Origin of the sequence: Rhodococcus sp. HM1 (genome assembly GCF_023218075.1) — a bacterium.
Taxonomy (GTDB): domain Bacteria; phylum Actinomycetota; class Actinomycetes; order Mycobacteriales; family Mycobacteriaceae; genus Rhodococcus.
The window spans coordinates 1-23,965 of the sequence record NZ_JALPTB010000013.1; the positions used below are offsets into that span (position 1 = coordinate 1).

Annotated in this window: 20 protein-coding genes and 2 tRNA genes; 10 read left to right on the forward strand and 12 right to left on the reverse strand. The window is 68.3% G+C overall.

Annotation, left to right across the window (positions count from 1 at the left end; translation table 11 throughout):
• Nucleotides 1-49 precede the first annotated feature (49 nt).
• Nucleotides 50-1,213, reverse strand: a complete 1,164-nt coding sequence (locus M1M07_RS09420) for a steroid 3-ketoacyl-CoA thiolase (protein WP_248673941.1) — start codon at nucleotides 1,211-1,213, stop codon at nucleotides 50-52.
• Nucleotides 1,214-1,479: 266 nt separating this feature from the next.
• Here M1M07_RS09420 and M1M07_RS09425 point away from each other — a divergent pair, with 266 nt between their 5' ends.
• A complete protein-coding gene (locus M1M07_RS09425; RefSeq protein ID WP_197251975.1) occupies nucleotides 1,480-2,295 on the forward strand; it encodes an SDR family oxidoreductase in 816 nt (271 codons plus the stop codon).
• 59 nt (nucleotides 2,296-2,354) lie between these two features.
• Here the strand turns inward: M1M07_RS09425 and M1M07_RS09430 are convergent, their stop codons facing one another.
• Nucleotides 2,355-3,455, reverse strand: coding sequence for a hypothetical protein (locus tag M1M07_RS09430; RefSeq protein WP_248673996.1), 1,101 nt, complete (start codon nucleotides 3,453-3,455; stop codon nucleotides 2,355-2,357).
• A gap of 5 nt (nucleotides 3,456-3,460) precedes the next feature.
• A complete protein-coding gene (locus tag M1M07_RS09435) occupies nucleotides 3,461-4,606 on the reverse strand; it encodes a phosphotransferase family protein (RefSeq protein WP_248673942.1) in 1,146 nt (381 codons plus the stop codon).
• Nucleotides 4,607-4,947: 341 nt separating this feature from the next.
• On the opposite strand from M1M07_RS09435, the gene M1M07_RS09440 reads away from it, so the two are divergent.
• Nucleotides 4,948-5,580 (forward strand): TetR/AcrR family transcriptional regulator, encoded by a 633-nt coding sequence (locus M1M07_RS09440; protein WP_248673943.1) that lies wholly within the window; start codon nucleotides 4,948-4,950, stop codon nucleotides 5,578-5,580.
• A gap of 29 nt (nucleotides 5,581-5,609) precedes the next feature.
• Here the strand turns inward: M1M07_RS09440 and M1M07_RS09445 are convergent, their stop codons facing one another.
• On the reverse strand, nucleotides 5,610-7,202 hold the full coding sequence (locus tag M1M07_RS09445) for an acyl-CoA synthetase (protein ID WP_197251977.1): 1,593 nt from the start codon (nucleotides 7,200-7,202) through the stop codon (nucleotides 5,610-5,612).
• A gap of 193 nt (nucleotides 7,203-7,395) precedes the next feature.
• On the opposite strand from M1M07_RS09445, the gene M1M07_RS09450 reads away from it, so the two are divergent.
• Nucleotides 7,396-8,319, forward strand: coding sequence for a 3-oxoacyl-ACP reductase (locus M1M07_RS09450; RefSeq protein ID WP_197251978.1), 924 nt, complete (start codon nucleotides 7,396-7,398; stop codon nucleotides 8,317-8,319).
• Nucleotides 8,320-8,350: 31 nt separating this feature from the next.
• Nucleotides 8,351-9,097 (forward strand): SDR family NAD(P)-dependent oxidoreductase, encoded by a 747-nt coding sequence (locus M1M07_RS09455; RefSeq protein WP_248673944.1) that lies wholly within the window; start codon nucleotides 8,351-8,353, stop codon nucleotides 9,095-9,097.
• 84 nt (nucleotides 9,098-9,181) lie between these two features.
• Here the strand turns inward: M1M07_RS09455 and clpX are convergent, their stop codons facing one another.
• The 5 genes from clpX to M1M07_RS09480 all read right to left on the reverse strand — a co-directional run bounded on the left by clpX (nucleotide 9,182) and on the right by M1M07_RS09480 (nucleotide 13,758).
• Entirely contained in the window at nucleotides 9,182-10,459 is a 1,278-nt protein-coding gene (clpX, locus tag M1M07_RS09460; protein WP_197251980.1) for an ATP-dependent Clp protease ATP-binding subunit ClpX, read from the reverse strand.
• Nucleotides 10,460-10,763: 304 nt separating this feature from the next.
• On the reverse strand, nucleotides 10,764-11,426 hold the full coding sequence (locus M1M07_RS09465) for an ATP-dependent Clp protease proteolytic subunit (protein WP_197251981.1): 663 nt from the start codon (nucleotides 11,424-11,426) through the stop codon (nucleotides 10,764-10,766).
• Nucleotides 11,427-11,474: 48 nt separating this feature from the next.
• Nucleotides 11,475-12,101, reverse strand: a complete 627-nt coding sequence (locus tag M1M07_RS09470) for an ATP-dependent Clp protease proteolytic subunit (RefSeq protein WP_197251982.1) — start codon at nucleotides 12,099-12,101, stop codon at nucleotides 11,475-11,477.
• A 114-nt stretch (nucleotides 12,102-12,215) separates the two neighbouring features.
• Nucleotides 12,216-13,607: a trigger factor gene (gene tig / locus M1M07_RS09475; protein WP_197251983.1), complete on the reverse strand. Its 1,392-nt coding sequence runs from the start codon at nucleotides 13,605-13,607 to the stop codon at nucleotides 12,216-12,218.
• A 74-nt stretch (nucleotides 13,608-13,681) separates the two neighbouring features.
• Nucleotides 13,682-13,758: transfer RNA gene (locus M1M07_RS09480), tRNA-Pro, on the reverse strand.
• Between the two features lie 143 nt (nucleotides 13,759-13,901).
• On the opposite strand from M1M07_RS09480, the gene M1M07_RS09485 reads away from it, so the two are divergent.
• From M1M07_RS09485 to M1M07_RS09500, 4 genes are all read left to right on the forward strand, one after another.
• A tRNA-Gly gene (locus M1M07_RS09485) sits at nucleotides 13,902-13,975 on the forward strand.
• Between the two features lie 154 nt (nucleotides 13,976-14,129).
• Complete coding sequence (locus tag M1M07_RS09490; RefSeq protein ID WP_197251984.1) at nucleotides 14,130-15,359, forward strand: wax ester/triacylglycerol synthase domain-containing protein; 1,230 nt, start codon at nucleotides 14,130-14,132, stop codon at nucleotides 15,357-15,359.
• A gap of 53 nt (nucleotides 15,360-15,412) precedes the next feature.
• Nucleotides 15,413-16,237 (forward strand): GA module-containing protein, encoded by an 825-nt coding sequence (locus M1M07_RS09495; protein WP_197251985.1) that lies wholly within the window; start codon nucleotides 15,413-15,415, stop codon nucleotides 16,235-16,237.
• Between the two features lie 161 nt (nucleotides 16,238-16,398).
• Complete coding sequence (locus M1M07_RS09500; RefSeq protein WP_197251986.1) at nucleotides 16,399-17,769, forward strand: wax ester/triacylglycerol synthase domain-containing protein; 1,371 nt, start codon at nucleotides 16,399-16,401, stop codon at nucleotides 17,767-17,769.
• 22 nt (nucleotides 17,770-17,791) lie between these two features.
• Here the strand turns inward: M1M07_RS09500 and M1M07_RS09505 are convergent, their stop codons facing one another.
• The 3 genes from M1M07_RS09505 to M1M07_RS09515 form a co-directional block, all read right to left on the reverse strand.
• Nucleotides 17,792-18,589, reverse strand: coding sequence for a DNA-formamidopyrimidine glycosylase family protein (locus M1M07_RS09505; RefSeq protein WP_248673945.1), 798 nt, complete (start codon nucleotides 18,587-18,589; stop codon nucleotides 17,792-17,794).
• A gap of 12 nt (nucleotides 18,590-18,601) precedes the next feature.
• Complete coding sequence (locus M1M07_RS09510; RefSeq protein ID WP_248673946.1) at nucleotides 18,602-19,075, reverse strand: ribose-5-phosphate isomerase; 474 nt, start codon at nucleotides 19,073-19,075, stop codon at nucleotides 18,602-18,604.
• Nucleotides 19,076-19,200: 125 nt separating this feature from the next.
• Nucleotides 19,201-19,818: a DsbA family protein gene (locus tag M1M07_RS09515; RefSeq protein ID WP_197252001.1), complete on the reverse strand. Its 618-nt coding sequence runs from the start codon at nucleotides 19,816-19,818 to the stop codon at nucleotides 19,201-19,203.
• A gap of 190 nt (nucleotides 19,819-20,008) precedes the next feature.
• On the opposite strand from M1M07_RS09515, the gene M1M07_RS09520 reads away from it, so the two are divergent.
• Together M1M07_RS09520 and pepN are read left to right on the forward strand one after the other, a co-directional pair.
• A complete protein-coding gene (locus M1M07_RS09520; RefSeq protein ID WP_197251989.1) occupies nucleotides 20,009-21,241 on the forward strand; it encodes an NAD(P)/FAD-dependent oxidoreductase in 1,233 nt (410 codons plus the stop codon).
• Nucleotides 21,242-21,333: 92 nt separating this feature from the next.
• A complete protein-coding gene (gene pepN / locus M1M07_RS09525; protein ID WP_248673947.1) occupies nucleotides 21,334-23,916 on the forward strand; it encodes an aminopeptidase N in 2,583 nt (860 codons plus the stop codon).
• Nucleotides 23,917-23,965 lie beyond the last annotated feature (49 nt).

Below are 23,965 nucleotides of genomic sequence, written 5' to 3' on the forward strand. Positions count from 1 at the left end.
GCGGGAGGGGAGTGCACAGCCGGGATGGCGCGGGTACAGGTGGAACGGTCTAGATGCGCTCGATGATCGTGGCGGTGGACAGTGCCCCGCCCGCGCACATGGTGATCAACGCGGTGGAACGATCCGAGCGTTCGAGTTCGTGCAGGGCGCTGGTGATCAGCCGGGCACCGGTGGAACCGACCGGATGTCCCAGCGCGATCGCGCCGCCGTTGACGTTGACCTTGCTCATGTCGGCATCGAGAACCTGCGCCCACGACAGGACGACCGACGCGAACGCCTCGTTGATCTCGACGATGTCGATGTCCGACAGCGACATTCCGGTGCGTTCGAGGACGTCCCGGGTGGAGTCGATCGGGCCGTCGAGATGGAAGTACGGGTCGGAGCCGACGAGGGTGGACGCGAGGATCCGGGCTCGCGGGCGCAGGCCTGCCGCGCGCGCCTTGTCCTCGTTCATGAGCATCACCGCGGCCGCGCCGTCGCTGATCTGGGACGAGTTGCCGGCGGTGTGGATTCCGCCGTCCATCACCGGTTTCAGGCCGGCCAGCGCCTCCGCGGTGGTGTCCCGGAGGCCGCCGTCGGTGGTGACGGTCGCGACCTCCCCGGTGGGTTCGCCGTCCTTGGTGACGACGGGCGCGACCACCGGGACGATCTCACGGTCGAAGCGGCCTTCGCTCCACGCCAGCGCGGCGCGTCGCTGCGATTCCAGCCCGAACGCGTCGACGTCGGCGCGGGTGATCCCCCGGTGGGCGGCGATCCGTTCGGCGGAGGTGAACTGGTCGCCCATGTCGACGGTCCAGTCGTCCGGGTAGGGATTGCCGGTGCCGGGTGTGTTGGCCTGGCCGAGGAACACGCGGCTCATCACCTCGACGCCGCAGCCGATTCCGGCGTCGATCTGCCCGGACGCGATGAGCCCGGCGACCATGTGGACGGCCTGCTGCGACGATCCGCACGCGCAGTCGATGGTGGTGGCGGCGGTGCGGTACGGGAACCCGGCGTGCAGCCATGCCTGGCGGGTCACGTTGTTGGACTGCTCCCCCGCCTGGGTGACGACGCCACCGACGAGTTGCCCGATCCGGTCCGCGGGCAGGCCGGTCCGGTCGAGGACGGCCTTCTGGGCGGCGCCCAGCAACACAGCCGGATGCACTCCGGACAGTTGCCCGCGACGACGGCCGATCGGCGTCCGCGCGGCCTCGACGATGACGACGTTGCTCATGTCCACTCCCTGCTCCCGAATACTGAAATTTATTCTATTCCGCTGGCGGGCCGCTCCCCCGTCCATCCCACCGAGCGGGACCACACTGCTCAGCGCCGATGTCGGAGACACACCGGGGGCACGAGATCGCCTGTAGCGCTGGGCAAATTGCCTTCACGACCAGCTCACCGGTGTTACAGTGCCCACACCCGTATCCAGTTCTAACGAATCGACGCACTGCGCCGGGAACGCCGACCGGCGCCCACCGCTGTCACGAGGAGGGCTCCATGCCCGATTTCTCCGGCAAGACCGTCGTCGTCACCGGCTGTTCGTCCGGGGTCGGCGCTGCCGCCGTCACCAAGCTCGCCGCCCAGGGCGCCACCGTGATCGGCGTCGATCGAGTCGAGAGCACCGATCCCGCGATATCCCGGATGGTGGTGGGCGATCTGTCGACGCACGCCGGCGTCCTGGACATCGCCGAGCAGATCGCCGGTCCCGTCGACTCGCTCATCAACAACGCCGGTGTCGCCGCGACCCTGCCGTGGCGGACCGTGCTGTCGATCAACACCCTCGCACCGCGCGACCTCACGCGCGCGCTGACCCCGAAGTTCACGCCGGAGCCCACCGTCGTCACGACCGCCTCGCAGGCCGGTTTCATGTGGCAGCAGCACTACGACCTGCTCAACGAGTTCCTCGCCGTCGACGACTGGGACGCCGCGCTCGACACGTTCACGGATCACCCCGGCATCGAAGGCGCGTGCTACAGCCTCTCCAAGGAGGCCGTGATCATCTGGTCGAAGAACCTGGCCGTCGAGGGGAAGGCCACCGGCCTGCGTTCGAACAGCGTCTCCCCCGGCACGATCGGCACGCCGCTGCTGAAGGACTTCACCGCGACGATGGGCGCGGACACCATCAACGGCGCCGCGGCGTGGGCGGGCCGGCACGGTCGCCCCGAGGAGATCGCCGACGCCCTGCTGTTCCTCGCGTCGTCGGAGTCCACCTGGATCAGCGGCGCGGATCTTCCGGTCGACGGCGGGTTCGGCGCATACGTGCACCGCACGTTCATCGCACCGGCGCCGGCCGCCCAGACCACGGAGAACTGAGGGCGGTCCGCAAGGGGCAGCCCATCGATCACCGCACCACCCCTTGCGTTTTCGTCTTCCTACGGCGCCATGTCCAGCCAGCCGGTGAAGCCCGACGGATCGTGGCGTCCCATGACCGCGTGCTCGAACATGCCCCAGCCCACCCGGCCGTCGATGGTCGCCTTCGCGACGTGGTCGATGGTGGAGAACGGGAGCCGGCCCAGAAAGTCCCGGCTGGTGGTGTCCACGAAGGACGACGACGACCAGTTCGCGCCCTTCCACTCGCCGTGCGTCCACTCCGGGTCACCGCCGTAGCCGGCGCCGTGACTCAGCGAGATGAACCCGAGGGGTTCGATGTCCACGACGACGGGCTCACCCTTGGGCGTGGTCAGGTGCAGCCGCGCCGACTCGGGATGCCGTGTGCCGCTGCGGTAGTTCACCTCGACGCGGGGCCAGCCCAACTGCTCGACCCGACCGTCCGCGAAGACGCGGGTGGCGTGATTGAGGGTGCGGTGCCCGTCCTGCGACTCCTGCACGATGACGACGAGCGCGAAGTCGTCGAAGCGCAGCGGGACGTAGGTCCAGTAGTGGCCGCCGCGGTTCTCGTAGGTCCAGCGACCCTGCGGATCCGGCTCGCCGACGGGACGGATCCCCCAGGAGCGGTCGCGCGTGCCCATCCAGATCTCAGGATCGACGGCGAAGTCCTTGCCCTGCACCGACAGGGTGCCGGACCAGCTACCGACCTGGGCGAAGCGGGACGCGTCGAGGATCGGTCGCGGACCGGACATGAGGATGTGCGCCTCCTCGAGCACGGCGGGAAACGAGCCGTCCCACGTGATGTCGCACGAGAGGTCGTCGTGCTCGCAGATCACCCGGATCTTCTGCAGGGGCTCGACGACCTCGAGCCGATAGCCGCCGACCTTGCTCTCCATCGAACGCTCGTCGAGCGCGTCCGAGAACCGGACTGCGACCTGCGAGTCACCGTGCCGCACGGTGACGAACGCGTCGACGACACTCAGGTTCGGGTAGACCCCGAAACCGGTGATCAGGAAGATGTCACCGGTGCGGTCGTGGGCGTTGAAGTAGTTGCGGTCGTAGAAATTCCGGTCCGTGGAGGACACACGACCCAGCGACAGCGGCGACTGGTGAATCGGATATTCGTCGAGCTGAACCGGTTTCATCGGCGTCACTTCTCCCAATCGTAGGAATCGTCGATCAACTGCGCGAGCATCGCGTGGTGGAGCACCAGGTGGTCGGGGTCGGCAGGGATCTCCATTTCCCCGAAGTGCACGCGGCGCCGCATGATCTGCGACATCACGATGCCGTGGCGCAGTGCGGCGTACACGAGGTAGAAGTCGAGGTCGCGGACCTCGACGCCGGAGATCCTCTCGTATTCCGCCACGACGTCCGAGCGCCGGAGGAATCCCGGCAGGCCGGGGATCGAGAACTGGTCGGCGATGTCCTGGAACATACGATGGAAGAAGATGAACCAGCCCAGATCCAGTTCGCGGGGAGCGAGCGCAGCCGACTCCCAGTCGAGGACCGCAGCGACGTCGGTGCCCCGGTACATGATGTTGCCGATCCGCGCGTCGCCCCAGCACAGCACGTCCGCGGACGGCTCCGCCGGCCAGTTCTCCTCGAGCCAGTCGAATGCCTTCTCCAGCACAGGGATACGAATCCCGTCCTCGCGGCGGGTCCATTCGTAGTAGGCGCACTCGTTCTCGAAGTGCCGACGCAGGCTCGACTGCCCGTCCGGAGCGACCAGCGCGGGAAACTTGGACGCGGGATCGGCGATCGCGTGGATGTCGGCGAGAACCTTCACGCTCGCGCTCTGCACGGCCCTGCGGGTGTCGTCGTCGGCGTCGAGCAGCCAGCCGGTGAACACGTACGGCGGGTTGTCCACGGGCACGACACCTTCGGCGCGATCCATCACGAGGAACGGCCGGCCGAGCGGGCCCGCGGAGGTCTCGACCCACCGCACCTTCGGCACCGCGATGCCACCGTGTTCGCGGACGGCGGTCATGACCTCGAACTGGCGCTGCAGGTCGTAGCCGGGGAACACCGGATACGCGTCCTCCTCGGGGGCGAGCCGGGCGACGAGCTGTGCCGTCTGCTCCGCACCGTCCTTCGTCCAGTCGAGATCGAACAGGACCGAGATGCTGGACATTCCGGAGTGTTCCGGTCGCGTCAGGTTGTGGACACGCGGCGGCGCGTCGGCGCCGAGACGCTCGCCGAGCCGGCCTTCGAGCCGGCTGCGCAGCTCGTCCAGGTCGGTCTCGCTGGTCTTGATCTCCTGCTCCGCACCTTCAGGCACCACACTCTCGGCGGTCATGCCCGTACCTCCCGTTCGTCGACGAAGTAAGCCCGTGCGACGCGCTGCGGTTGCCGGAAATCGTTCGCGTCGAAGCGGGGTGTTCGGATGAGGGTCGCGATCGTGGCGGATCTCGTGCTGCGTAAGCATTTTCGATCCGCCCTGCGACGGGAGCGCCTTGTCCCATGTAGTCACCCCCGTTGCCGACCCCCTGGGGACAAAGATAGACGCTGGTCCAACTTCTTGGAACCCGTTCCAGGAATTCTCGCAACTCCGGGCGAACCTTCTACGCTGACAACGACTCAGCGCCTCGCCCACGCGTACGGCGGAACGAGAGGCCCGACGAGGAAAGTGCGGACACCATGAGCGAGCCCACGGCACTCGGTCGCCGCGAGCGGAACAAGCTGCGGACCCGGCAGCGCATGCTGGACGCGGCCAGACGGCTGTTCGCCGAACGCGGCGTCGACGGTTCGACGATCGAGGACATCGCCGATCTCGCCGGCGTCTCGCGCGCAACGGTTTTCAATTACTTCCCCAGCAAGGACGACCTGATCACGGCGCTGCACGCGAGTCACATGGACGCGCTGACAACCCTGATCGACCAGCTGCTCGCGCAGGACCTCACCACCGCGGAACGGATCGCGGGCGTCTTTGCCGACTTCGCGCGTGAATCGCGGCGGTATCCCGGTTACATGCGGGCGGTCACCGGCGAGATCGAAAGGGATCTCGGCACACCCGATACCGCCCGCGAACGCACGCAGCGATTCGACGAGCAGATGCTGCGCATCGTCGAGCCCGGTGTCGAGCGCGGCGAGGTCCGCACCGACTACCCGCTGCCGTTCCTCGCGCAGATGGTCGGCGCCGTGTACGTCTCGACGCTGCGGCACTGGCGTCAGAACCCGGACGACGACGGCACCGAGAGCTTCGACCGGGCAGCACGATTCGCTGCCGACGCCCTCGCGCCCGGCACCGGATCCGGTCGCGGTCACGGGTAGCGCACCCGCGACCGCGACCGGTAGAGGGACTACTTCGCGGCTTCGAGAGTTGCCTTGGCCCACCGGTAGTCGGCCTTGCCCGCGGGCGAACGCACGATCGTGTCGACACCGACGACCAGCCGCGGCACCTTGTAGCCGGCGATCCGGTCGGCGACATGCGCGATCAGCTCGTCGAGATCGGGCACCGCGTGGCCCTCGCGCGGCTGCACGACGGCTCCGACGCGCTGCCCGTAGCGTTCGTCCTCGACTCCCGCGACGAGCACATCCATCACGGCCGGGTGGCTCTTGATGGCCATCTCCACCTCTTCGGGATACACCTTTTCCCCGCCGGTGTTGATGCACAGCGAGCCGCGTCCGAGCAGCACGATCGTGCCGTCCTCCTCGACTTCGGCCATGTCCCCGAGAACCGACATGCGAACCCCGTCGATGACCGGGAAGGTCGCCGCGGTCTTCTCCGGGTCGCCCCAGTACCCGAGCGGCACGTGGCCGGCGCGGGCGATGTAGCCGATCTCGCCGGAACCCGGCTCGATCGGGCGCATCCGCTCGTCGACGACCTTGACGGTCGGCTTCGCGGCGATCCGCATCCGGCCGTCCTCGCCGATCGACAGATCGCCGTCGATGCCGGACTCGGAGGATCCGAATCCGTCGCGCACCATGACGTTCGGCAGGAGCGAGACGAGCTGCTCGCGGACCTGCTTGGAGAACAGCGCGCCGCCGGACCCGACGACGAACAGCGAACTCAGGTCGTACTCGGAGCCGTGTTCGGCGATCGCGTCGGCGAGCGGACGAGCCATCGCGTCGCCGACGATCGTCATCGTCATCACGCGTTCGCGTTCGACGACCGCGAGCACCTCCTTCGCGTCGAACGCCGGGAGCACGACCTGCGAGACTCCGAGGCAGAAGGCACTGAACATGCTGTACATCGCGGCGCCGTGGATGAGCGGCGCGGTGAGCAGCCACGTCATCTCCGGCATGTTCGCGGCCTGGTTCGCAACCGATGCGATGTCCGAGTGCGGCTCCCCCATCGAGTTGCCGCCGGACAGTGCCGCGAAGAAGAAGTCCTCGGCGCGCCACATCACGCCCTTCGGCATGCCGGTGGTGCCACCGGTGTAGATGATGAACTGGTCGTCGCCGCTGCGCGGCGCGAAGTCGCGCGCGTCGGACTCCGCGGCGACCGCCTTGTGGAAGTCGGCGGTGGTGACCGTCCCCCAGTCGACGTCGTCGGCCGGTCCCACGGTGACGATGTGCCGGACCGTCGGCGTGCGCGGCAGGACCGCGGCCGTCCTGGGCGCGAACTCACCGTCGGCGACGATGGCGGCGAGTTCGGCGTTGGCGAACAGGTAGGCCAGCTCGGCGTCGACGTAGCGGTAGTTGATGTTGATCGGGACGGCCCGGATCTTCAGGATCGCCAGAAGCGCTTCGACGAATTCGGTGCTGTTGCGCATGTAGAGACCGACGTGCTCACCTGCGGAGATCCCCGCACCGGCCAGATGGTGAGCGAGCCGGTTGGCTGCGGCATCGAGTTCGCGGTAGGTGAGGCGGCTGTCCCCACAGATGATCGCGGTGCGATCGGGGACGGCGTCGGCGATGGCTTCGAACAGGTCCGCGAGGTTCAGCGACATCGAGATTCCTTCTGACACAGTGGTGGAAATCGTCGCGACACCGTGACATCTGTCACCCCGGCGATTCCTGTCACTCCCGGCCAGTGGGACAGCTCCGGACCGGCCGACCCACCGGCCTCACAAACTAGAACCAATACTAGTTCTGTCCCGGGGTTCGTTCTCCCCGTGGCAGCCGCACACAGGGAGAGATCGCATGGGCGAATCAGTCAGCTTGGCCGGCCGCACCGCCGTCGTCACCGGAGCCGGCGCGGGTCTCGGCCGCGCCGAGGCGCTCGCTCTCGCCGCCGCGGGCGCCGCGGTCGTCGTCAACGACATGGGTCCGGCCGCGCACGACGTCGCCGACGAGATCACCGCGGCCGGCGGCCGGGCGGTCGCCGTCACCGGCGATGTCTCCGACTGGTCGCTCGGCGGCCGTCTCGTCGACGAGGCCGTGAGCATGTTCGGCTCCCTCGACATCCTGGTCAACAATGCGGGCATCCTGCGCGACAAGATGATCTTCAACCTGTCCGAGTCCGACTGGGACGACGTGATCCGCGTCCATCTCAAGGGCCACGCCGCCACCTCGCACGCCGCCGCCGTGCACTGGCGCAATGCGAGCAAGGCCGCCGGTGCCCCTGTCTACGGCCGGGTCGTCAACACCTCCTCCGAGGCATTCCTGTTCGGTTCGGCCGGGCAGCCCAACTACTCGGCGGCCAAAGCGGGAATCACCGCGTTGACCCTGTCCACCGCACAGGGCCTGGCCCGCTACGGTGTCACGGCGAACGCGATCTGCCCGCGCGCCCGGACCGCGATGACCGCCGGGACGTTCGGTGAGAACGAGAACCCGAACGGCGGACTCGATCCCCTCGCACCCGAGCGCGTCGCGACCCTGGTGTCCTACCTGGCATCGCCCGCGTCCCACGAGATCACCGGCCAGGTCTTCGTCGTGTACGGCAAGATGGTCGCGCTCATGGCCTCACCGAAGGTCGAGAACCGTTTCGACGCAGCGGGATCCGAGTTCACGGTGAACGAACTCGACGAGCAGCTCTCCACCTACTTCACCGGCCGCGGCAGGTACGAGACGTACTCGGCGTACAGCGTGGCCGAGCTGGAGAAGCCCGCACTCGCCATCGACTGACCGGATCCGAGACCGAAAGCAGACGCACGACATGAGGCTTGCAGGCAAGGTTGCGATCGTCACCGGCGGCGCCGGTGGTATCGGACGAGGCATCGTCCGCGCGTTCACCAAGGAAGGCGCGAAGGTTCTGTTCGTCGACGTCGACGCGACCGCGGGTGCCGCGCTCGAAGACGAACTGGGAAGCAGCACAGCGCGATTCCTCGAAGCGGATATCTCCGAGGAGACGAGCGCCGACCGGATCGTGGCGGCTGCGGTCGACGCGTTCGGGAAGGTCGACGTGCTGGTCAACAACGCGCACGCGTCGAGGCAGGCACCGCTGCTCGAGACCACCCAGGAAATGCTCGACCTGTCCTTCGGAACGGGCTTCTACCCGACCTTCCGGCTGATGAAGGCCGCGCACGCTCAATTGGCCGCGAACCGCGGTTCGGTGATCAACTTCGCGTCCGGTGCCGGCATCGAGGGCAACGTGACGCAGAGTTCCTACGCCGCGGCCAAGGAGGCGATCCGCGCGATCAGCCGGGTCGCGGCCAACGAGTGGGCCGCCGACGACATCAACGTCAACGTCATCTCCCCGCTGGCGCTCACCGAGGGCGTCCAGGCATACATCGAGGCGAACCCCGGTGTCGAGCGGGCACTGCTGTCGAAGACGCCGCTGGGCCGCTTCGGCGACCCGGAGTCGGACATCGGCCGGGTCGCGGTGTTCCTCGCCAGCGACGACGCCTCATACATGACCGGCCAGACGCTGATGGTCGACGGCGGCAGCGTCAAGCTGCGCTGAGCACCGAATCCGCAGGAACGGCCCCCGCAGAACCGACACGGCCCCCGGCAGATGCCGGGGGCCGTCGTCGTCGAAGTTCGGAGCCTAGGCGGTCTTGTCGCGACGCTCGCGGTCCTGCTTGCGGGGAACGATCGTCGGCAGCACGTTGTCGGTGACGGTCTCCGCGGTCACCACGACCTTCTCGACGTCGTCGCGGCTCGGGATGTCGTACATCACCGGCAGCAGCACTTCCTCCATGATCGCGCGCAGGCCGCGGGCACCGGTGCCGCGCAGGATCGCCTGGTCCGCGACCGCTTCGAGCCCGTCGGTGGTGAACTCGAGTTCCACACCGTCCATCTCGAACAGGCGGACGTACTGCTTGACGAGGGCGTTCTTCGGCTCGGACAGGATCTGGACGAGCGAGTCCTTGTCGAGGTTCGTCACGGACGCCACGACGGGCAGGCGGCCGATGAACTCGGGGATCAGACCGAACTTGATCAGGTCCTCCGGCATGACCTCGGCGAAATGGTCGGTGGTGTCGATCTCGGCCTTCGAGCGCACCTCGGCGCCGAAACCGATTCCTCGCTTGCCGACGCGATCGGACACGATCCGCTCGAGGCCCGCGAACGCACCGGCCACGATGAACAGCACATTGGTGGTGTCGATCTGGATGAATTCCTGGTGCGGGTGCTTGCGTCCGCCCTGCGGCGGCACCGACGCCTGCGTGCCCTCGAGGATCTTCAGCAGCGCCTGCTGCACGCCCTCCCCCGACACGTCGCGGGTGATCGAGGGGTTCTCGCTCTTGCGGGCGATCTTGTCGACCTCGTCGATGTAGATGATGCCGGTCTCGGCCCGCTTGACGTCGTAGTCCGCGGCCTGGATGAGCTTGAGGAGGATGTTCTCCACGTCCTCGCCGACATAGCCGGCTTCGGTGAGGGCGGTGGCGTCGGCGATGGCGAACGGCACGTTCAGCATCTTCGCCAGCGTCTGCGCGAGATAGGTCTTGCCGCAGCCGGTGGGGCCGAGCAGCAGGATGTTGGATTTGGCGAGTTCGACGGTCTCGCCGCGCGCGTCGCGGGTCCTGTCGCCCGCCTGGATGCGCTTGTAGTGGTTGTAGACCGCGACCGCGAGGGTTCGCTTCGCGGAGTCCTGGCCGATCACATAGTTGTCGAGGAATTCCCGGATCTCGGCCGGTTTGGGCAGCTCATCGAGCTTGACCTCACTGGATTCGGCCAGTTCTTCCTCGATGATCTCGTTGCAGAGATCGATGCACTCGTCGCAGATGTAGACACCGGGGCCTGCAATGAGCTTCTTGACCTGCTTCTGGCTCTTTCCGCAGAACGAGCACTTGAGCAGATCTCCGCCATCACCGATACGTGCCATCTGTCAGGTCCCCTACTTCCTCGTGTGCGTGCAACCGACCCCGGGACCGCCGACAGTGCCGGTCCGGCGAGCGCGCCTCGGTTCGACCGTACCCGGAGATCACCACGCAGGTCGACCTGTTGTCCACGTTTCGAAGGTCATATTTGTGTGGTGCACTGTGTTTTCTTCATGCGGTGCACTGTGTTTTCTTCGTGCGGCGCACAGTGTTTTCTTCGTGCGGCGCACCGGGATTTCGTTCCGCCGCGTGTGGACCGGCCCGGTCCGGAAGCCCGCGATGGCGGTGCCTCGGACCGGGCCGTGCCGGTCACTTCTGTGCCGAGAGCTTGCGGTACTCGAGCACGTTGTCGATCAGGCCGTATTCGACGGCCTCGGCCGCGGTGAGGATCTTGTCGCGGTCCGTGTCCTTGCGGATCTGGTCGGGATCCTTGCCGGTGTGCTTGGCCAGCGTGGTCTCCATGAGGCGACGCATGCGCTCGATCTCGGCGGCCTGGATCTCCAGGTCGGAGACCTGGCCCTGGATACCGCCGGTGGCGGGCTGGTGGATGAGCACGCGGGCGTTCGGCAGCGCGAGACGCTTGCCGGGGGTGCCGGCGGCGAGCAGCACGGCCGCGGCCGAGGCGGCCTGGCCGAGGCACACGGTGGTGATGTCGGCGCGCACGTACTGCATGGTGTCGTAGATCGCCATCAGCGACGTGAACGAGCCACCCGGCGAGTTGATGTACATGGTGATGTCGCGGTCCGGGTCGAGCGACTCGAGAACCAGCAGCTGCGCCATGACGTCGTTCGCCGACGCGTCGTCGACCTGCACGCCGAGGAAGATGATGCGTTCCTCGAACAGCTTGTTGTAGGGGTTGGATTCCTTGACGCCGTAGCTCGAGTGCTCGATGAACGACGGAAGGATGTAGCGCGAGGAGGGGCCGGCCGGTGCGGCTCCGCCCAGAGCGCGGGGATCGAAAAGGTTGGTCATCGCTTCTCCAAGAAGTTCGTGATGCGGGGGACGGATCGTCGGGGTCGGCTAGTTGCCGGTGCCGCCGGCCTGCGCGGCCCGGGACACGACGTGGTCGACGAAGCCGTACTCGAGCGCCTCGGCCGCGGTGAACCAACGGTCCCGGTCGGAGTCGGCGGTGATCTGCTCGACCGTCTGACCCGTGTGCTCGGCGATGAGCTCGGCCATCTCCCGCTTGGTGTGCGCGAACTGCTCGGCCATGATCGCGATGTCGCTGGCGGTACCACCGATGCCCGCGGACGGCTGGTGCATCATGATCCGCGCGTGCGGAAGGGCGTACCGCTTGCCCTTGGTACCGGCGGAGAGCAGGAACTGTCCCATCGAGGCGGCCAGGCCCATGCCGAACGTCGCGACGTCGCACTCGACGAACTTCATGGTGTCGTAGATCGCCATACCGGCGGTCACCGAACCACCCGGGGAGTTGATGTAGAGAGAGATGTCGCGCTCCGGATCCTCGGCCGCGAGCAGGAGGATCTGGGCGCAGAGCTTGTTGGCGATGTCGTCGTCGACCTGGGTACCGAGGAAGATGATCCGCTCGCGGAGCAGGCGCTCGTAGACCGAGTCGCTGAGGTTCAGCCCAGCGGTGGCCGAGGTCATCGTCGGACCGATGGATGTCGCCGGATTCTGAGGAGTCACGGTACCTGCCTTCTCGTCAATCGTGGATTGCTGACACAGACACTAACGAAAGCGGGGCGGCACCGGATGCCCGGTGCCGCCCCAATTCGCTTACAGCGGAACGATCAGCGCGTTCTACTCGGCCGACTCGTCGGCCGCAGCCTCGTTCTCCGCACCTTCGGCCTCGGCCTCGGCGCCCTCTTCGGTCTTCGAACCGAACAGCGTCTCGGTGTCGACGGTCGCACCGGTGGTGTCGGTCACGGTCGCCTTGTTCACGACGCTGCCGAGCGCCTTGCCGCGACGCACGTCCGCGAAGATCGCGCCGAGCTGGTTCGCCTGGCTGATCTGCTGGATGAACTGCTCCGGCGGGATGCCGTAGCGCTGCGCCTGGAAGAAGATGCGCTCGGTGAGCTCCTGCTGCTCGACCGTGGTGCCCTCGGCCTCGGCGATCGCATCCAGCAGCAGCTGGGTCTTGACGGAACGCTCGGCGGACTCGCGGGCGTCCTTGTCGAACTCCTCGCGGCTCGAACCCTGCTCCTCGAGCAGCTCGTTGAGCTTGGTCTCGTCATGGTCGAGCGCGTGGATGGCGTCGTGCAGCGCGCTGTCGATCTCGGCCTGGACGACGGCCTCGGGCAGCGGGACCTCGACGGCCTCGAGGAGAGCCTCGAGAACCTTGTCGCGGATCTGGCCGGCCTGCTCGACCTGCTTGACGCGCTCGACGCGCTCACGCAGGTCCGCCTTCAGCTCGTCGAGGGTGTCGAACTCGCTCGCGAGCTGCGCGAAGTCGTCGTCCTCGGCGGGAAGCTCGCGCTCCTTGACGGAGTTCACCTTGACGGTGACGACGGCTTCCTTGTCGGCGAACTCACCGGCGACGAGCTTCGAGGTGAACTCGGTGGAGCCACCGGCCTCGAGACCGATGATGGCCTCGTCGAGGCCCTCGATGAGCTGGCCGGAGCCGACCTCGTGGGACAGGCCCTCGGTCGCGGCCTCCGGGACGGGCTCGCCGTCGACGGTGGCCGACAGGTCGATGGAGACGAAGTCGCCGTCCTGCACGGGCCGCTCGACACCCTTGAGGGTGCCGAAGCGCTGGCGCAGCGAGAGAAGCTGCTCGGCGACGTCCTCGTCGGTGATCTCGACGGGATCGACGGTGACGGCGATCTCGGAGAAATCGGGGAGGGTGATCTCGGGGCGGACGTCGACCTCGGCGGTGAACGCCAGCTCGACGTTGTCCTCGATCTTGGTGAGCTCGATCTCGGGCTGGCCGATGACCTTGACGTCGTTGGTGGTCACGGCCTCGCTGTAGCGGGGGCCGATCGCGTCGTTGACGACCTGCTCGAGCACGGCGCCGCGGCCGACACGAGCCTCCAGCAGCTTGCGGGGAGCCTTGCCGGGACGGAAGCCGGGCAGGCGGATCTGGCTGGCGAGAGCCTTGAACGCGCGGTCGAAATCAGGCTGGAGCTCCTCGAAGGGCACCTCAACGTTGATACGGACTCGCGTCGGGCTGAGCTGCTCGACGGTGCTCTTCACGGACATGCTCCTTCTGTGTCGTGCTCTTGTCTAGGTCTGACTACAGGCGCCGATTTCTCCGCCGCCGTTCGTTCTGGTCGGGATGACAGGATTTGAACCTGCGACCCTCCGCTCCCAAAGCGGATGCGCTACCAAGCTGCGCCACATCCCGTCGTCCAACCGGTTCCCGTCGACCGCCCGGGGACCCGCTGAGGAATCCTACGGCCCCCCGATTATGAAATCCAAAGCGAGGTTCGGTACAGTCTCATCCGGCAGCGACGGAGACGGCGATCCCGGCAGAAGTCGCTTGCTCGCGGGGATGTAGCTCAATGGTAGAGCCCCAGTCTTCCAAACTGGCTACGCGGGTTCGATTCCCGTCATCCCCTCCACGGGACCTCACGTCCGCCACCACTTCCGGTGGCGGGCGTGAGTCGTTTCCGGGCACCCCGTTCCTGTTCCTCCCGGTCACCGTTTCGACTCGAAACGGTCATCACACCGAGATCGAACGGGTTCCGCCGGTGTCGGTATGAGAACGTTCCGAGCATGAACGACGCTTCCGGCCGTCCCGCCGCGCCCCCTGAGCAGACGGCGCTGCGGTCGACGATCGTCGCCGCCGTCCTGCTCGACGCCTCCCCCGACTGGGATCGGGTCGGTGAGATGCTCTCCGGTGGAACCCCCGAAACGCCGGCGTTCCGGCACCGCGTTCTCGACGTGCCGTTCGGGCTGGCGCCGCCGCGATGGGCCGGCGAACACGACTCGGACCTGCCGTGGCAACTCGATCGGGTGACCCTGCCCTCCCCCGCGACCTTCGACGACGTTCTCGACTACGCCCGCACGACCTCCGCCGCCGCGGTCCCGGAACATCCCGGGTGGGAGCTGACGCTGGTCGAAGGGTTGCTCGGCGGCCAGTCCGCCCTGCTGATCCGCATTCACCACGCGTACGCCGACGGCGCCGACGGCACCCACATCACCGCCCGCATCGTCGACCTCGAACGACACGGTCACGAACACCCGGAACCCGAGCCGGAAACGACGACCGCGGAGGACGCGACCGATCGGGCAGCCGGCTCGTTCGGTTCCCTCGTCGAGTCGATCGGCGGACTGGTGCAGTCCCTCGCGGCGCCGCTGCGGTGGTTCACGTCGTCCGCCGAACCCGCCAGGACCGGCGCCCGCCGGCTGCACGTGGTGGACGTGCCGCTCACCGAGTTGCGGGCGGCCGCCGAGCGCGCGGGCAGCACCCTGGACAGCGCGTTCCTCGCGGCGGTGCTGCTCGGGCTGGCCGATTACCGGTTCCGCTGCGGTATCGACGTCGACGAGCTGAGCCTGGCGATGCCGCTGGCCCCAGAGAACGGTGGTACAGGGAACGGCGGTCCCGGGATCAGCCTGGCCCGTGCCGACCTGCCGGTCCCCGCCGACGATCCGGCGCTGCTCATGCGACTGCTCGACGAGTACTCCGGCCCCGCCACCGAACCCGGCCGGCACCTCGCACCCCCACCGAACCTGCTGCCGGCGGTGATCGACGACCCGCTCGACCACGACGACGTGTTCGCCTGCACGGTGCCGGGATCGCACGTGCCCCTGTACGTGGCGGGCGCGAAGATCGAGAAGTACTACGGCTTCGGGCCGACGCTCGGTTCGGCGTTCAACGCGACCCTGATGTCGTACCTGGACAGCTGCTGTCTCGGGTTCACGATCGACACCGACGCGGTGCGCGACGCCGAGATGTTCGACGACTGCATCCGCGCCGGTCTGCTCGCAGTCCTCGAGAGCTGACCGTCGGTAGGCTGGGCGTCGTACCCGCACGCACAGTCGGAAGGCGCATCGCCGTGGAACTCCTGCTCATCGTCCTTGCCGTCGGCGCGGTCGTGTACTTCGTGTCGCGGAGCCAGAAGAAATCGTCCGGCCACAGCGCGGTCCGTCTCGACGATGCGAAGGCGGACGCCCGTCAGGCGATCGAGCGTCTCGGCGGTCAGATCTACAACCTGACCGGGACCGACGACGCCTCCAAGCAGGCGCTCGCGGACGCGTCCGAGCGCTACAACGCGGCCGGCTCGCAAATCGAGCAGGCGCAGACCCCGGCGCAGGCGCGCCTCGCGAAGCAGAGCGCTCTCGAAGGGCTGTACTACATCCGGGCGGCCCGCATCGCGATGGGCATGGATCCCGGACCGGAGATCCCGCCGCTCGACGGCCAGAAGTCGGCCGGCGCCGTCACCGAGGAACGGCAGATCGAATTCGAGGGCCGGCAGGTGTCCGCATCCCCGTCCCCGTCGCCGCGGACGCCGAACTACTACCCCGGCGGCCGGGTCGCGGGCCGTCCGGTGCCGGCGGGCTGGTACTCGGAACCGTGGTGGAAGCCGGCGCTGGTCGCGGGCGCCTGGGGCGTGGGATCGATGCTGCTGTTCTCGGCGATGTTCTCGGGCATGGCCGGGGTGCCGTACGACGCGCAGGCGTTCGAGAGCGGTGTCGGCGACGGCACCGCGGACGTCGGTGACGTGGGCGGCGGTGAGGACTTCGGCGGAGACGATTTCGGCGGCGGTGACGATTTCAGCGGTGGTGACGATTTCGGCGGCGGTGGCGACTTCGGCGGCGGTGGCGACTCCGGCGGGTTCGACTTCGGTGGCGGCGACTTCGGGGGCGGGTTCGACTTCTGACCGGCGCAGCTGAATCGTCGATCCTGTCGACGTAGGCAGCCGTTCCGATCGGCGGTCACCGGTGTCCGGGGACTTCCGACCGGAACGGCCGGGATCGTGGACTCTGGCCGCGGCGCCCGCAAATGTGGGATCGTCCGAACATGGGCACCGCAGGACGGCGCATGGCGCAGACCGATTTCCTGACGTGGAGCATGGAGCAGGACCCCGCGCTGCGTTCGACGATCGTCGCCGTCATCACACTCGATTCGTCCCCCGACTGGGACCGCGTCGTCGAGATGATGGACCGCGGCACCCGGGACGTCCCGCACTTCCGGCACCGGGTCGTGTCCGTCCCGTTCGGCCTGGGCGCGCCGCGCTGGGTCGCGGACCCGGACTTCGACCTGTCCTGGCATCTGCGGCACACCGCGCTGCCGTCCCCCGGCACGATCGACGACGTCCTGGAACTCGCCCGCATCGCGGCCATGACGGCGTTCGACCGGGCCCGGCCGCTGTGGGAGCTGACCGTCGTCGACGGCCTCGCCGACGGAGGCGCAGCGATCCTGCTCAAGGTGCACCACGCGCTCACCGACGGTCTCGGTGGCATGCAGATCACCGCGCACATCGTCGATTTCACGCGGGAGGGCACCCCGCGGCCGGAACCGCCCGCTCCCCCGGAACCCGAGCGCCTCGGCTCGTGGGACCTCGTGACCGAACTGCTAGAGGATTACGGGTCCCAGGCCCGCGGCATGGTCGGCCGGGGACTGCGGTCGGTGTGGCCCGCGACCCGCGCGGTGGTCACCGACCCGGTCGGAGCCGCGCGCGGTGTGCTCGGCACGGTGTCGTCGGTGGCCCGCTATCTGCGGCCGATCACGACGACCGCGTCGCCGGTGATGACCGAACGCGCCTTGGGCCGGGCGCTGTTCTCGTTCGATGTCCCGCTCGAGGGGCTCCGCGCGGCGGGGCATCGCGCCGGATGCACCGTCAACAGCGCCTTCCTCACGGCACTGGTCGTCGGCCTGCACCACTATCACCGCGCTCACGACGCCGACGTCGAGTCGTTGCGGGTGACGATGCCGCTGAGCGTGCGCCGACCGGACGACGAGATGGGCGGCAACCGCATCAACCTGGCGCGATTCGCGCTTCCGGTACACGGCGGCGACGTCGACGACCTCATGCGGGAGATCGAGTCGATCGTCCGTGCGTGGCGGGCGGAACCGGCGCTCGATATGGGCGAGGTGCTCGCCGCTCCCCTGAACATGTTGCCGCCGGCGGTGGTCGGCAGCATGCTCGAGCACGTCGACTTCCTGGCCTCGAACGTGCCGGGATCCCCGGTCCCGCTGTATGTGGCGGGTGCGCGGGCCGAGCGGTACTACGCCTTCGGGCCGACACTCGGGTCGGCGTTCAACGTGACGATGGTGTCGTATCTCGGCACGTGCTGCCTGGGCGTCACGCTCGACGTCGGGGCAGTGCCGGACCGGGCCGTGTTCGAGGAATGCATCCGCACCGGGTTCCGGGACGTCCTCGGCGAGAAGTCGGACGAATCCGTGTCGTGACGGTCAGGCGGGGTCGTGACGGTCAGGCGGGCTGGCAGGTCGGGCACCAGAACAGGTTGCGCGCCTGCATGACCGAATGGAGGACGGGAGTGCCGCACACGCGGCAGGGATCACCGGCGCGGCGGTAGACGTAGGTGCGGGGCCGGTCCTTGGCATAGGCCGGGGCGCCGTGATCGTGTTCGGGCCGCACGACGTGCATCCGGCCGCGCTCCATCCCGATCTGCATGAGTTCGACCAGGTCCGCCCACATAGCGTCGAATTCGCTGCGCGACAGGTTCTTTCCGGGTCGTTCCGGGCTGATGCCGTGGCGGAACAGCACTTCGGCCCGATACACGTTGCCGACCCCGGCGATCACCGCCTGGTTCATGAGCAGTGATCCGATTGCGGTGCGGGACTTGGATATCCGCCCCCACGCCAGATCCGGGTCGGCGTCGGCGCGCAGCGGATCGGGCCCCAGCCGGGCCTCGATGGCGTCGACCTCGTCGGGGGTGAGCACATCGCACGCCGCGGGGCCGCGCAGATCGCTGCCGTGCTCGACCCCGATCATCCGCATGCGGACCTGACCGACCGGCGGGCCGAGCGGCAGCGCGGATTCGGTGAACTCGCCGTAGATGCCGAGGTGCACGTGCACCACGGCGCCGGTCTCGTAGTGATGGAACAGGTGCTTGCCCCACGCTTCGGCGTGGGTGAGTACCCGCCCGTCGACGAGCGCGGCACCGTCCGAGAACCGCCCTTGCGGGCTCGAGACCCGCACCGCCGCACCGGCGTAGTGCCGCTGGTGCAGGCGGGCGAGCCTGTGGAGTATGTGTCCCTCGGGCACCGGGCCCCCGGACTACGCGCCGGGGACGGCGGGAGCGACGCCGGTCTTCTCGTACTCGGCGAGGATGTCGATGCGACGCTGGTGCCGCTCCTCGTTCGACCAGGGGGTCGCCAGGAACGCGTCGACGATCGCGAGCGTCTCCTCGAGCGTGTGCATGCGACCACCGATGCCGATGAGCTGCGCGTTGTTGTGCTCGCGGGCGAGCTTGGCGGTCTCGACGCTCCACGCGAGGGCACAGCGGGCGCCGGGCACCTTGTTCGCGGCGATCTGCTCGCCGTTGCCGCTGCCTCCGAGGACGATGCCGAGGCTGCCCTCGTCGGCGACGGTGCGGCGGGCCGCCTCGATGCAGAACGCGGGGTAGTCGTCCTGGGCGTCGTATTCGTGTGCGCCGCAGTCGACGGCTTCGTGACCGTTGGCGGTCAGGTGTTCGATGATCTGGTTCTTACGTTCGAAGCCGGCGTGGTCGGCACCCAGGTAAACGCGCATGAGTCAAGAGTCTAACGAGCCCGATGCGGTGCCGACGAACAGCAGGGAGCACCGCGTATGCGGGAGGCCGGCAGCAGTCCGACGGATTGCCTGAATCCTCGGAGCTGCTTGCCGGCCTGCCGGATCTACTCGAAGCTCGGACCCTCGGTCCGGGTGCGCTTGAGTTCGAAGAAGTGTGGGTAGCTCGCGAGCGCGACCACGCCGTCCCACACCTTGCCGGCTTCCTCGCCGCGCGGGATCTTCGAGAGCACCGGGCCGAAGAACGCGACCCCGTTGACGTGGATCGTGGGGGTTCCCACATCGGGGCCCACCGCGTCCATGCCGGCGGCGTGGCTCGCGCGCAGCACCTCGTCGTAGGCATCGGTGTCGGCGGCCTTCGCCAGTTCCGGGTCCAGGCCCAGATCGGCGAGCGCCTTGCCGATCACGGCGGGGAAGTCGTCGTTGCCCTCGTTGTGGATCTGCGTGCCCAGCGCCGTGTACAGCGGGGCCAGGATCTCGTCACCGTACTTCTGGGCGGCGGCGATCGCCACACGCACCGGACCCCACGCCTTCTTCATCTTCTCGGCGTACTCGGCGGGCAGGTCGCGTCCCTCGTTGAGGACCGCGAGGCTCATGACGTGGAAACGCGCCTCGATGTCGCGCACCTTGGTGACCTCGAGGATCCATCGCGAGGTGATCCAGCACCAGGGGCAGAGCGGGTCGAACCAGAAGTCGGCAGTGTCCTTGGTGATCGCTTCGCTCACGGGGTCCTTGGCGGTGGCTTCGCTCACGGAATTCTCCTCAGATGTCCCGTCGTCGACACGTCGACGACAACCGATGCTGTCGACAGCACAACGTCGCAGCAAGCCGGATTCTTCCCGAACCGCACCAGCGCCCGCGCGGCACACCGTACGGTCGAATCGAACCGCACGACTCGTGACACGGGAGACTGCGATGCCCAGCGAAGAAACGTTCGTGATCGTCGGCGGCGGACTGGCCGGTGCCAAGACCGCCGAGGAACTGCGCGCCCGCGATTTCCTCGGGCACATCGTGCTGCTCGGCACCGAGGAGCATCTGCCCTACGAGCGACCGCCGCTGTCGAAGGAGTATTTCGCCGGCAACAAGCGGTTGCTGGACTTCACCGTCCAACGCGGCGACTGGTATCGCGACCACCGGATCGAGCTGCGCCTGGGCACCACCGTCACGGCGCTGGATCCGGCCGCACACACGGTGACGCTGCCGGACGACTCGGCGCTGCACTACGACAAGCTGGCGCTCGCAACCGGCTCGCGGCCCCGGACGATCCCACTGCCGGGCGCCGACGCGTCGGGGGTGTACGTGTTGCGCACCGTCGACGACGCGGACGCGCTGCTCTCGGTGGTGCGCGCGGACGGGGCCCGCCTGGTGATCGTCGGCGCCGGCTGGATCGGGCTCGAGGTCGCCGCGAACGCCCGCGGGCACGGCGCGGAGGTGACGGTTCTCGAGACGGCCGCACAGCCGTTGCAGGCCGCGCTGGGCCCCGAGATCGGTGCCGTGTTCGCGGACCTGCACCGCGCGCACGGCGTCGACCTGCGGTTGCAGACGTCGGTCGAGGAGATCGTCGTCGAATCGGGTCGGGCCACCGGGGTGCGCCTCGGCGACGGCAGTGTCGTCCCCGCCGACGCGGTGCTGCTCGCCGTCGGCGCGGTGCCGAACATCGAGCTCGCCCGGGAGGCGGGGCTCGCCGTCGACGGCGGGGTCCTCGTCGACAGCACGCTGACCACCAGCGACCCGGACATCGTCGCGGTCGGCGACATCGCCGAGGCCGAGCATCCGGTGCTCGGCGGCCGGGTCCGCGTCGAGCACTGGGCGAACGCGTTGAACCAGCCGGCGGTCGCGGCGGCGACGATGCTGGGCCGGCCGGCGTCCTACGAGCGGCTCCCCTACTTCTTCACCGACCAGTACGACCTGGGCATGGAGTACGTGGGGCACGCGCCGCGCGATGCGACGGTCGTGACCCGCGGCGACGTCGCGGGCCTGCAGTTCCTGGCGTTCTGGCTCGACTCCGACGACCGGGTGCGGGCGGGGATGAACGTCAACATCTGGGATGCCGGCGACGAGATCCGCGCGCTGCTGGGCTCCGGCACCGCCGTGGATCGGGCGAGGCTCGCCGATCCGGGTGTGGCGCTGGCCGATCTCGCGGGGTGAGCTTCACCGCCCGCAGCGGGTCCGACGGGTCCACGGCGTCCGCACGTGGTGGGATTGGTTCGTCGCAACCCGTCGTGTAGAAGGAGATCTTCGTGGCACCACCGAATCTGACCCGTGAGCAGGCTGCTGAACGGGCCGCGATCCTGTCGGTCGACAACTACCGCATCGAACTCGATCTCACCGACGGCGCGGGCGCACCCGGCACCACCACGTTCCGTTCGATCACGACGGTCACGTTCGGCGCCACCGAGGGTGCGTCGACGTTCATCGACCTGATCGCGCAGAAGGTGAACTCGGCGACGCTCAACGGCTCCCCCATCGACGTGTCCGGTTACACCGAGGACACCGGTCTGGCGCTGTCCGGGCTGTCCGAACGCAACGAACTGGTCGTCGACGCGAACTGCCTGTACACGAATACAGGTGAGGGTCTGCACCGGTTCGTCGATCCCACCGACGGTGCGGTGTACCTGTACTCGCAGTTCGAGACGGCCGACGCCAAGCGCATGTTCGCGTGCTTCGACCAGCCGGACCTGAAGGCCACGTTCGACCTCTCGGTGACCGCGCCGGAGGACTGGGCGGTGATCTCCAACGCCGAGACGGTGCAGACCGTCGCCGCCACGCCCGGCAAGCACATCTTCCGCACGACACCGCGGATGAGCACCTATCTGGTCGCGCTGATCGCCGGCCCGTACTCGGTGTGGACGGATGCGTACACCGACGAGCACGGCACGATTCCGCTGGGCATCTACTGCCGCGCGTCGCTCGCAGAGTTCATGGACGCCGACCGGCTGTTCACCGAGACGAAGCAGGGCTTCGACTTCTATCACCGCAACTTCGGGGTGCCCTACGCGTTCGGCAAGTACGACCAGTTGTTCGTGCCGGAGTTCAACGCGGGCGCGATGGAGAACGCCGGGGCCGTCACGTTCCTCGAGGACTACGTCTTCCGGTCGAAGGTGACCCGCGCGTCGTACGAGCGTCGCGCCGAGACGGTGCTCCACGAAATGGCGCACATGTGGTTCGGCGACCTCGTGACCATGCGCTGGTGGGACGATCTGTGGCTCAACGAGTCGTTCGCGACGTTCGCCTCGGTGCTGTGCCAGTCCCGCGCGACCGAGTACACCAACGCGTGGACGACGTTCGCGAACGTCGAGAAGTCGTGGGCGTACCGGCAGGATCAGCTGCCGTCGACGCATCCGATCGCCGCGGACATCCCCGATCTGGCGGCCGTCGAGGTCAACTTCGACGGCATCACCTACGCGAAGGGCGCGTCGGTGCTCAAGCAGCTCGTCGCGTACGTCGGCGAGGAACCGTTCCTGGCGGGTCTGCGCGACTACTTCCGCGACCACGCCTACGACAACGCGACCTTCGACGATCTGCTCGCCGCGCTCGAGAAGGCGTCGGGCCGCGACCTGTCCGGGTGGGGCGCGCAGTGGCTCAAGACGACGGGCCTGAACATCATGCGCCCCGATTTCGAGGTCGACGCCGACGGGAAGTTCACCCGGTTCACGGTCGTGCAGGAGGGAGCGCAGCCGGGTGAAGGCGAGTTCCGGGTGCACCGCCTGGCGATCGGCGTGTACGACGACGACGGTTCCGGGAAGCTGCTGCGCACCCACCGCGTCGAGATCGATGTCGATGCCGCCGCCCGCACCGACGTGCCGGAGCTCGTCGGGGTGCCGCGCGGGCAGTTCGTGCTCGTCAACGACGACGACCTGACGTACTGCTCGGTGCGGCTCGACGAGCAGTCGCTGCGCACGGTGATCGAGCGGGTCGGCGACATCGCCGAGCCGCTGCCCCGCACGCTCGTGTGGTCGGCGGCGTGGGAGATGACGCGGCAGGCCGAGCTCAAGGCCCGCGAGTTCGTGGCGCTCGTGCAGCGCGGTGTGGCCGCCGAGAGCGAGGTGGGTGTCGTGCAACGGCTGCTCATGCAGGCACACACCGCGCTGGGCAGCTACGCGGATCCGGCGTGGGCGGACAGCCAGGGCTGGGCGGACTACGCGAACCGGCTGCTGGAACTGGCCCGCGCGGCCGAGCCGGGATCCGATCATCAGCTCGCCTTCGTCAACGCCCTGACCACGGCGCAGTTGTCGGCGTGGCACACCGAGGTGCTCGCCGAGCTGCTCGCCGCCGATCCGTCGACGGTGGGGTTGCCGGGGCTGGTCGTCGACACGGATCTGCGGTGGCGGATCGTGCAGGCGCTCGCCGCGGCCGGAGAGATCGACGCCGACGGTGTCGAGTCCCCGGTGATCGACGCGGAGGCCGAGCGCGATCCGACGGCCGCCGGTGCCCGTCAGGCGGCGGCCGCGCGGGCGGCCCGTCCGCAGGCGGCGGTCAAGGAACAGGTGTGGCAGACGGTGATCTTCGACGACACGGTCCCGAACATCACCGCCCGTGCGATCATCGGCGGGTTCGCCCCGGCCGGCCAGAGCGAACTGCTCGAGCCGTACGTGGCGCGGTACTTCGCGGACGTTCCGGGCGTGTGGGAGCGGCGATCGAGCGAGGTCGCGCAGACCGTCGTGGTCGGCCTGTACCCGGCGTGGTCGATCTCGGAGGCGTCGGTCGCGGCGGCCGACGAGTTCCTCGCCGGTGACCTGCCGCCCGCGCTGCGCCGGCTCGTCGTCGAGGGCCGCGCCGGCATCGTGCGGTCGCTGAAGGCCCGCGCCTTCGACGCCTCCTGAAACCGGCTGCGAACCGAACTGAGCTGCACACCGAACCGAGGGGGGTGTC

Coding starts and splice junctions, on each gene's coding strand:
- M1M07_RS09420 (WP_248673941.1), bottom strand. CDS start 1,213: ATGAGCAACGTCGTCATCGTCGAGGCCGCGCGGACGCCGATCGGCCGT.
- M1M07_RS09425 (WP_197251975.1), top strand. CDS start 1,480: ATGCCCGATTTCTCCGGCAAGACCGTCGTCGTCACCGGCTGTTCGTCC.
- M1M07_RS09430 (WP_248673996.1), bottom strand. CDS start 3,455: ATGAAACCGGTTCAGCTCGACGAATATCCGATTCACCAGTCGCCGCTG.
- M1M07_RS09435 (WP_248673942.1), bottom strand. CDS start 4,606: ATGACCGCCGAGAGTGTGGTGCCTGAAGGTGCGGAGCAGGAGATCAAG.
- M1M07_RS09440 (WP_248673943.1), top strand. CDS start 4,948: ATGAGCGAGCCCACGGCACTCGGTCGCCGCGAGCGGAACAAGCTGCGG.
- M1M07_RS09445 (WP_197251977.1), bottom strand. CDS start 7,202: ATGTCGCTGAACCTCGCGGACCTGTTCGAAGCCATCGCCGACGCCGTC.
- M1M07_RS09450 (WP_197251978.1), top strand. CDS start 7,396: ATGGGCGAATCAGTCAGCTTGGCCGGCCGCACCGCCGTCGTCACCGGA.
- M1M07_RS09455 (WP_248673944.1), top strand. CDS start 8,351: ATGAGGCTTGCAGGCAAGGTTGCGATCGTCACCGGCGGCGCCGGTGGT.
- clpX (WP_197251980.1), bottom strand. CDS start 10,459: ATGGCACGTATCGGTGATGGCGGAGATCTGCTCAAGTGCTCGTTCTGC.
- M1M07_RS09465 (WP_197251981.1), bottom strand. CDS start 11,426: ATGACCAACCTTTTCGATCCCCGCGCTCTGGGCGGAGCCGCACCGGCC.
- M1M07_RS09490 (WP_197251984.1), top strand. CDS start 14,130: ATGAACGACGCTTCCGGCCGTCCCGCCGCGCCCCCTGAGCAGACGGCG.
- M1M07_RS09500 (WP_197251986.1), top strand. CDS start 16,399: ATGGCGCAGACCGATTTCCTGACGTGGAGCATGGAGCAGGACCCCGCG.
- M1M07_RS09510 (WP_248673946.1), bottom strand. CDS start 19,075: ATGCGCGTTTACCTGGGTGCCGACCACGCCGGCTTCGAACGTAAGAAC.
- M1M07_RS09520 (WP_197251989.1), top strand. CDS start 20,009: ATGCCCAGCGAAGAAACGTTCGTGATCGTCGGCGGCGGACTGGCCGGT.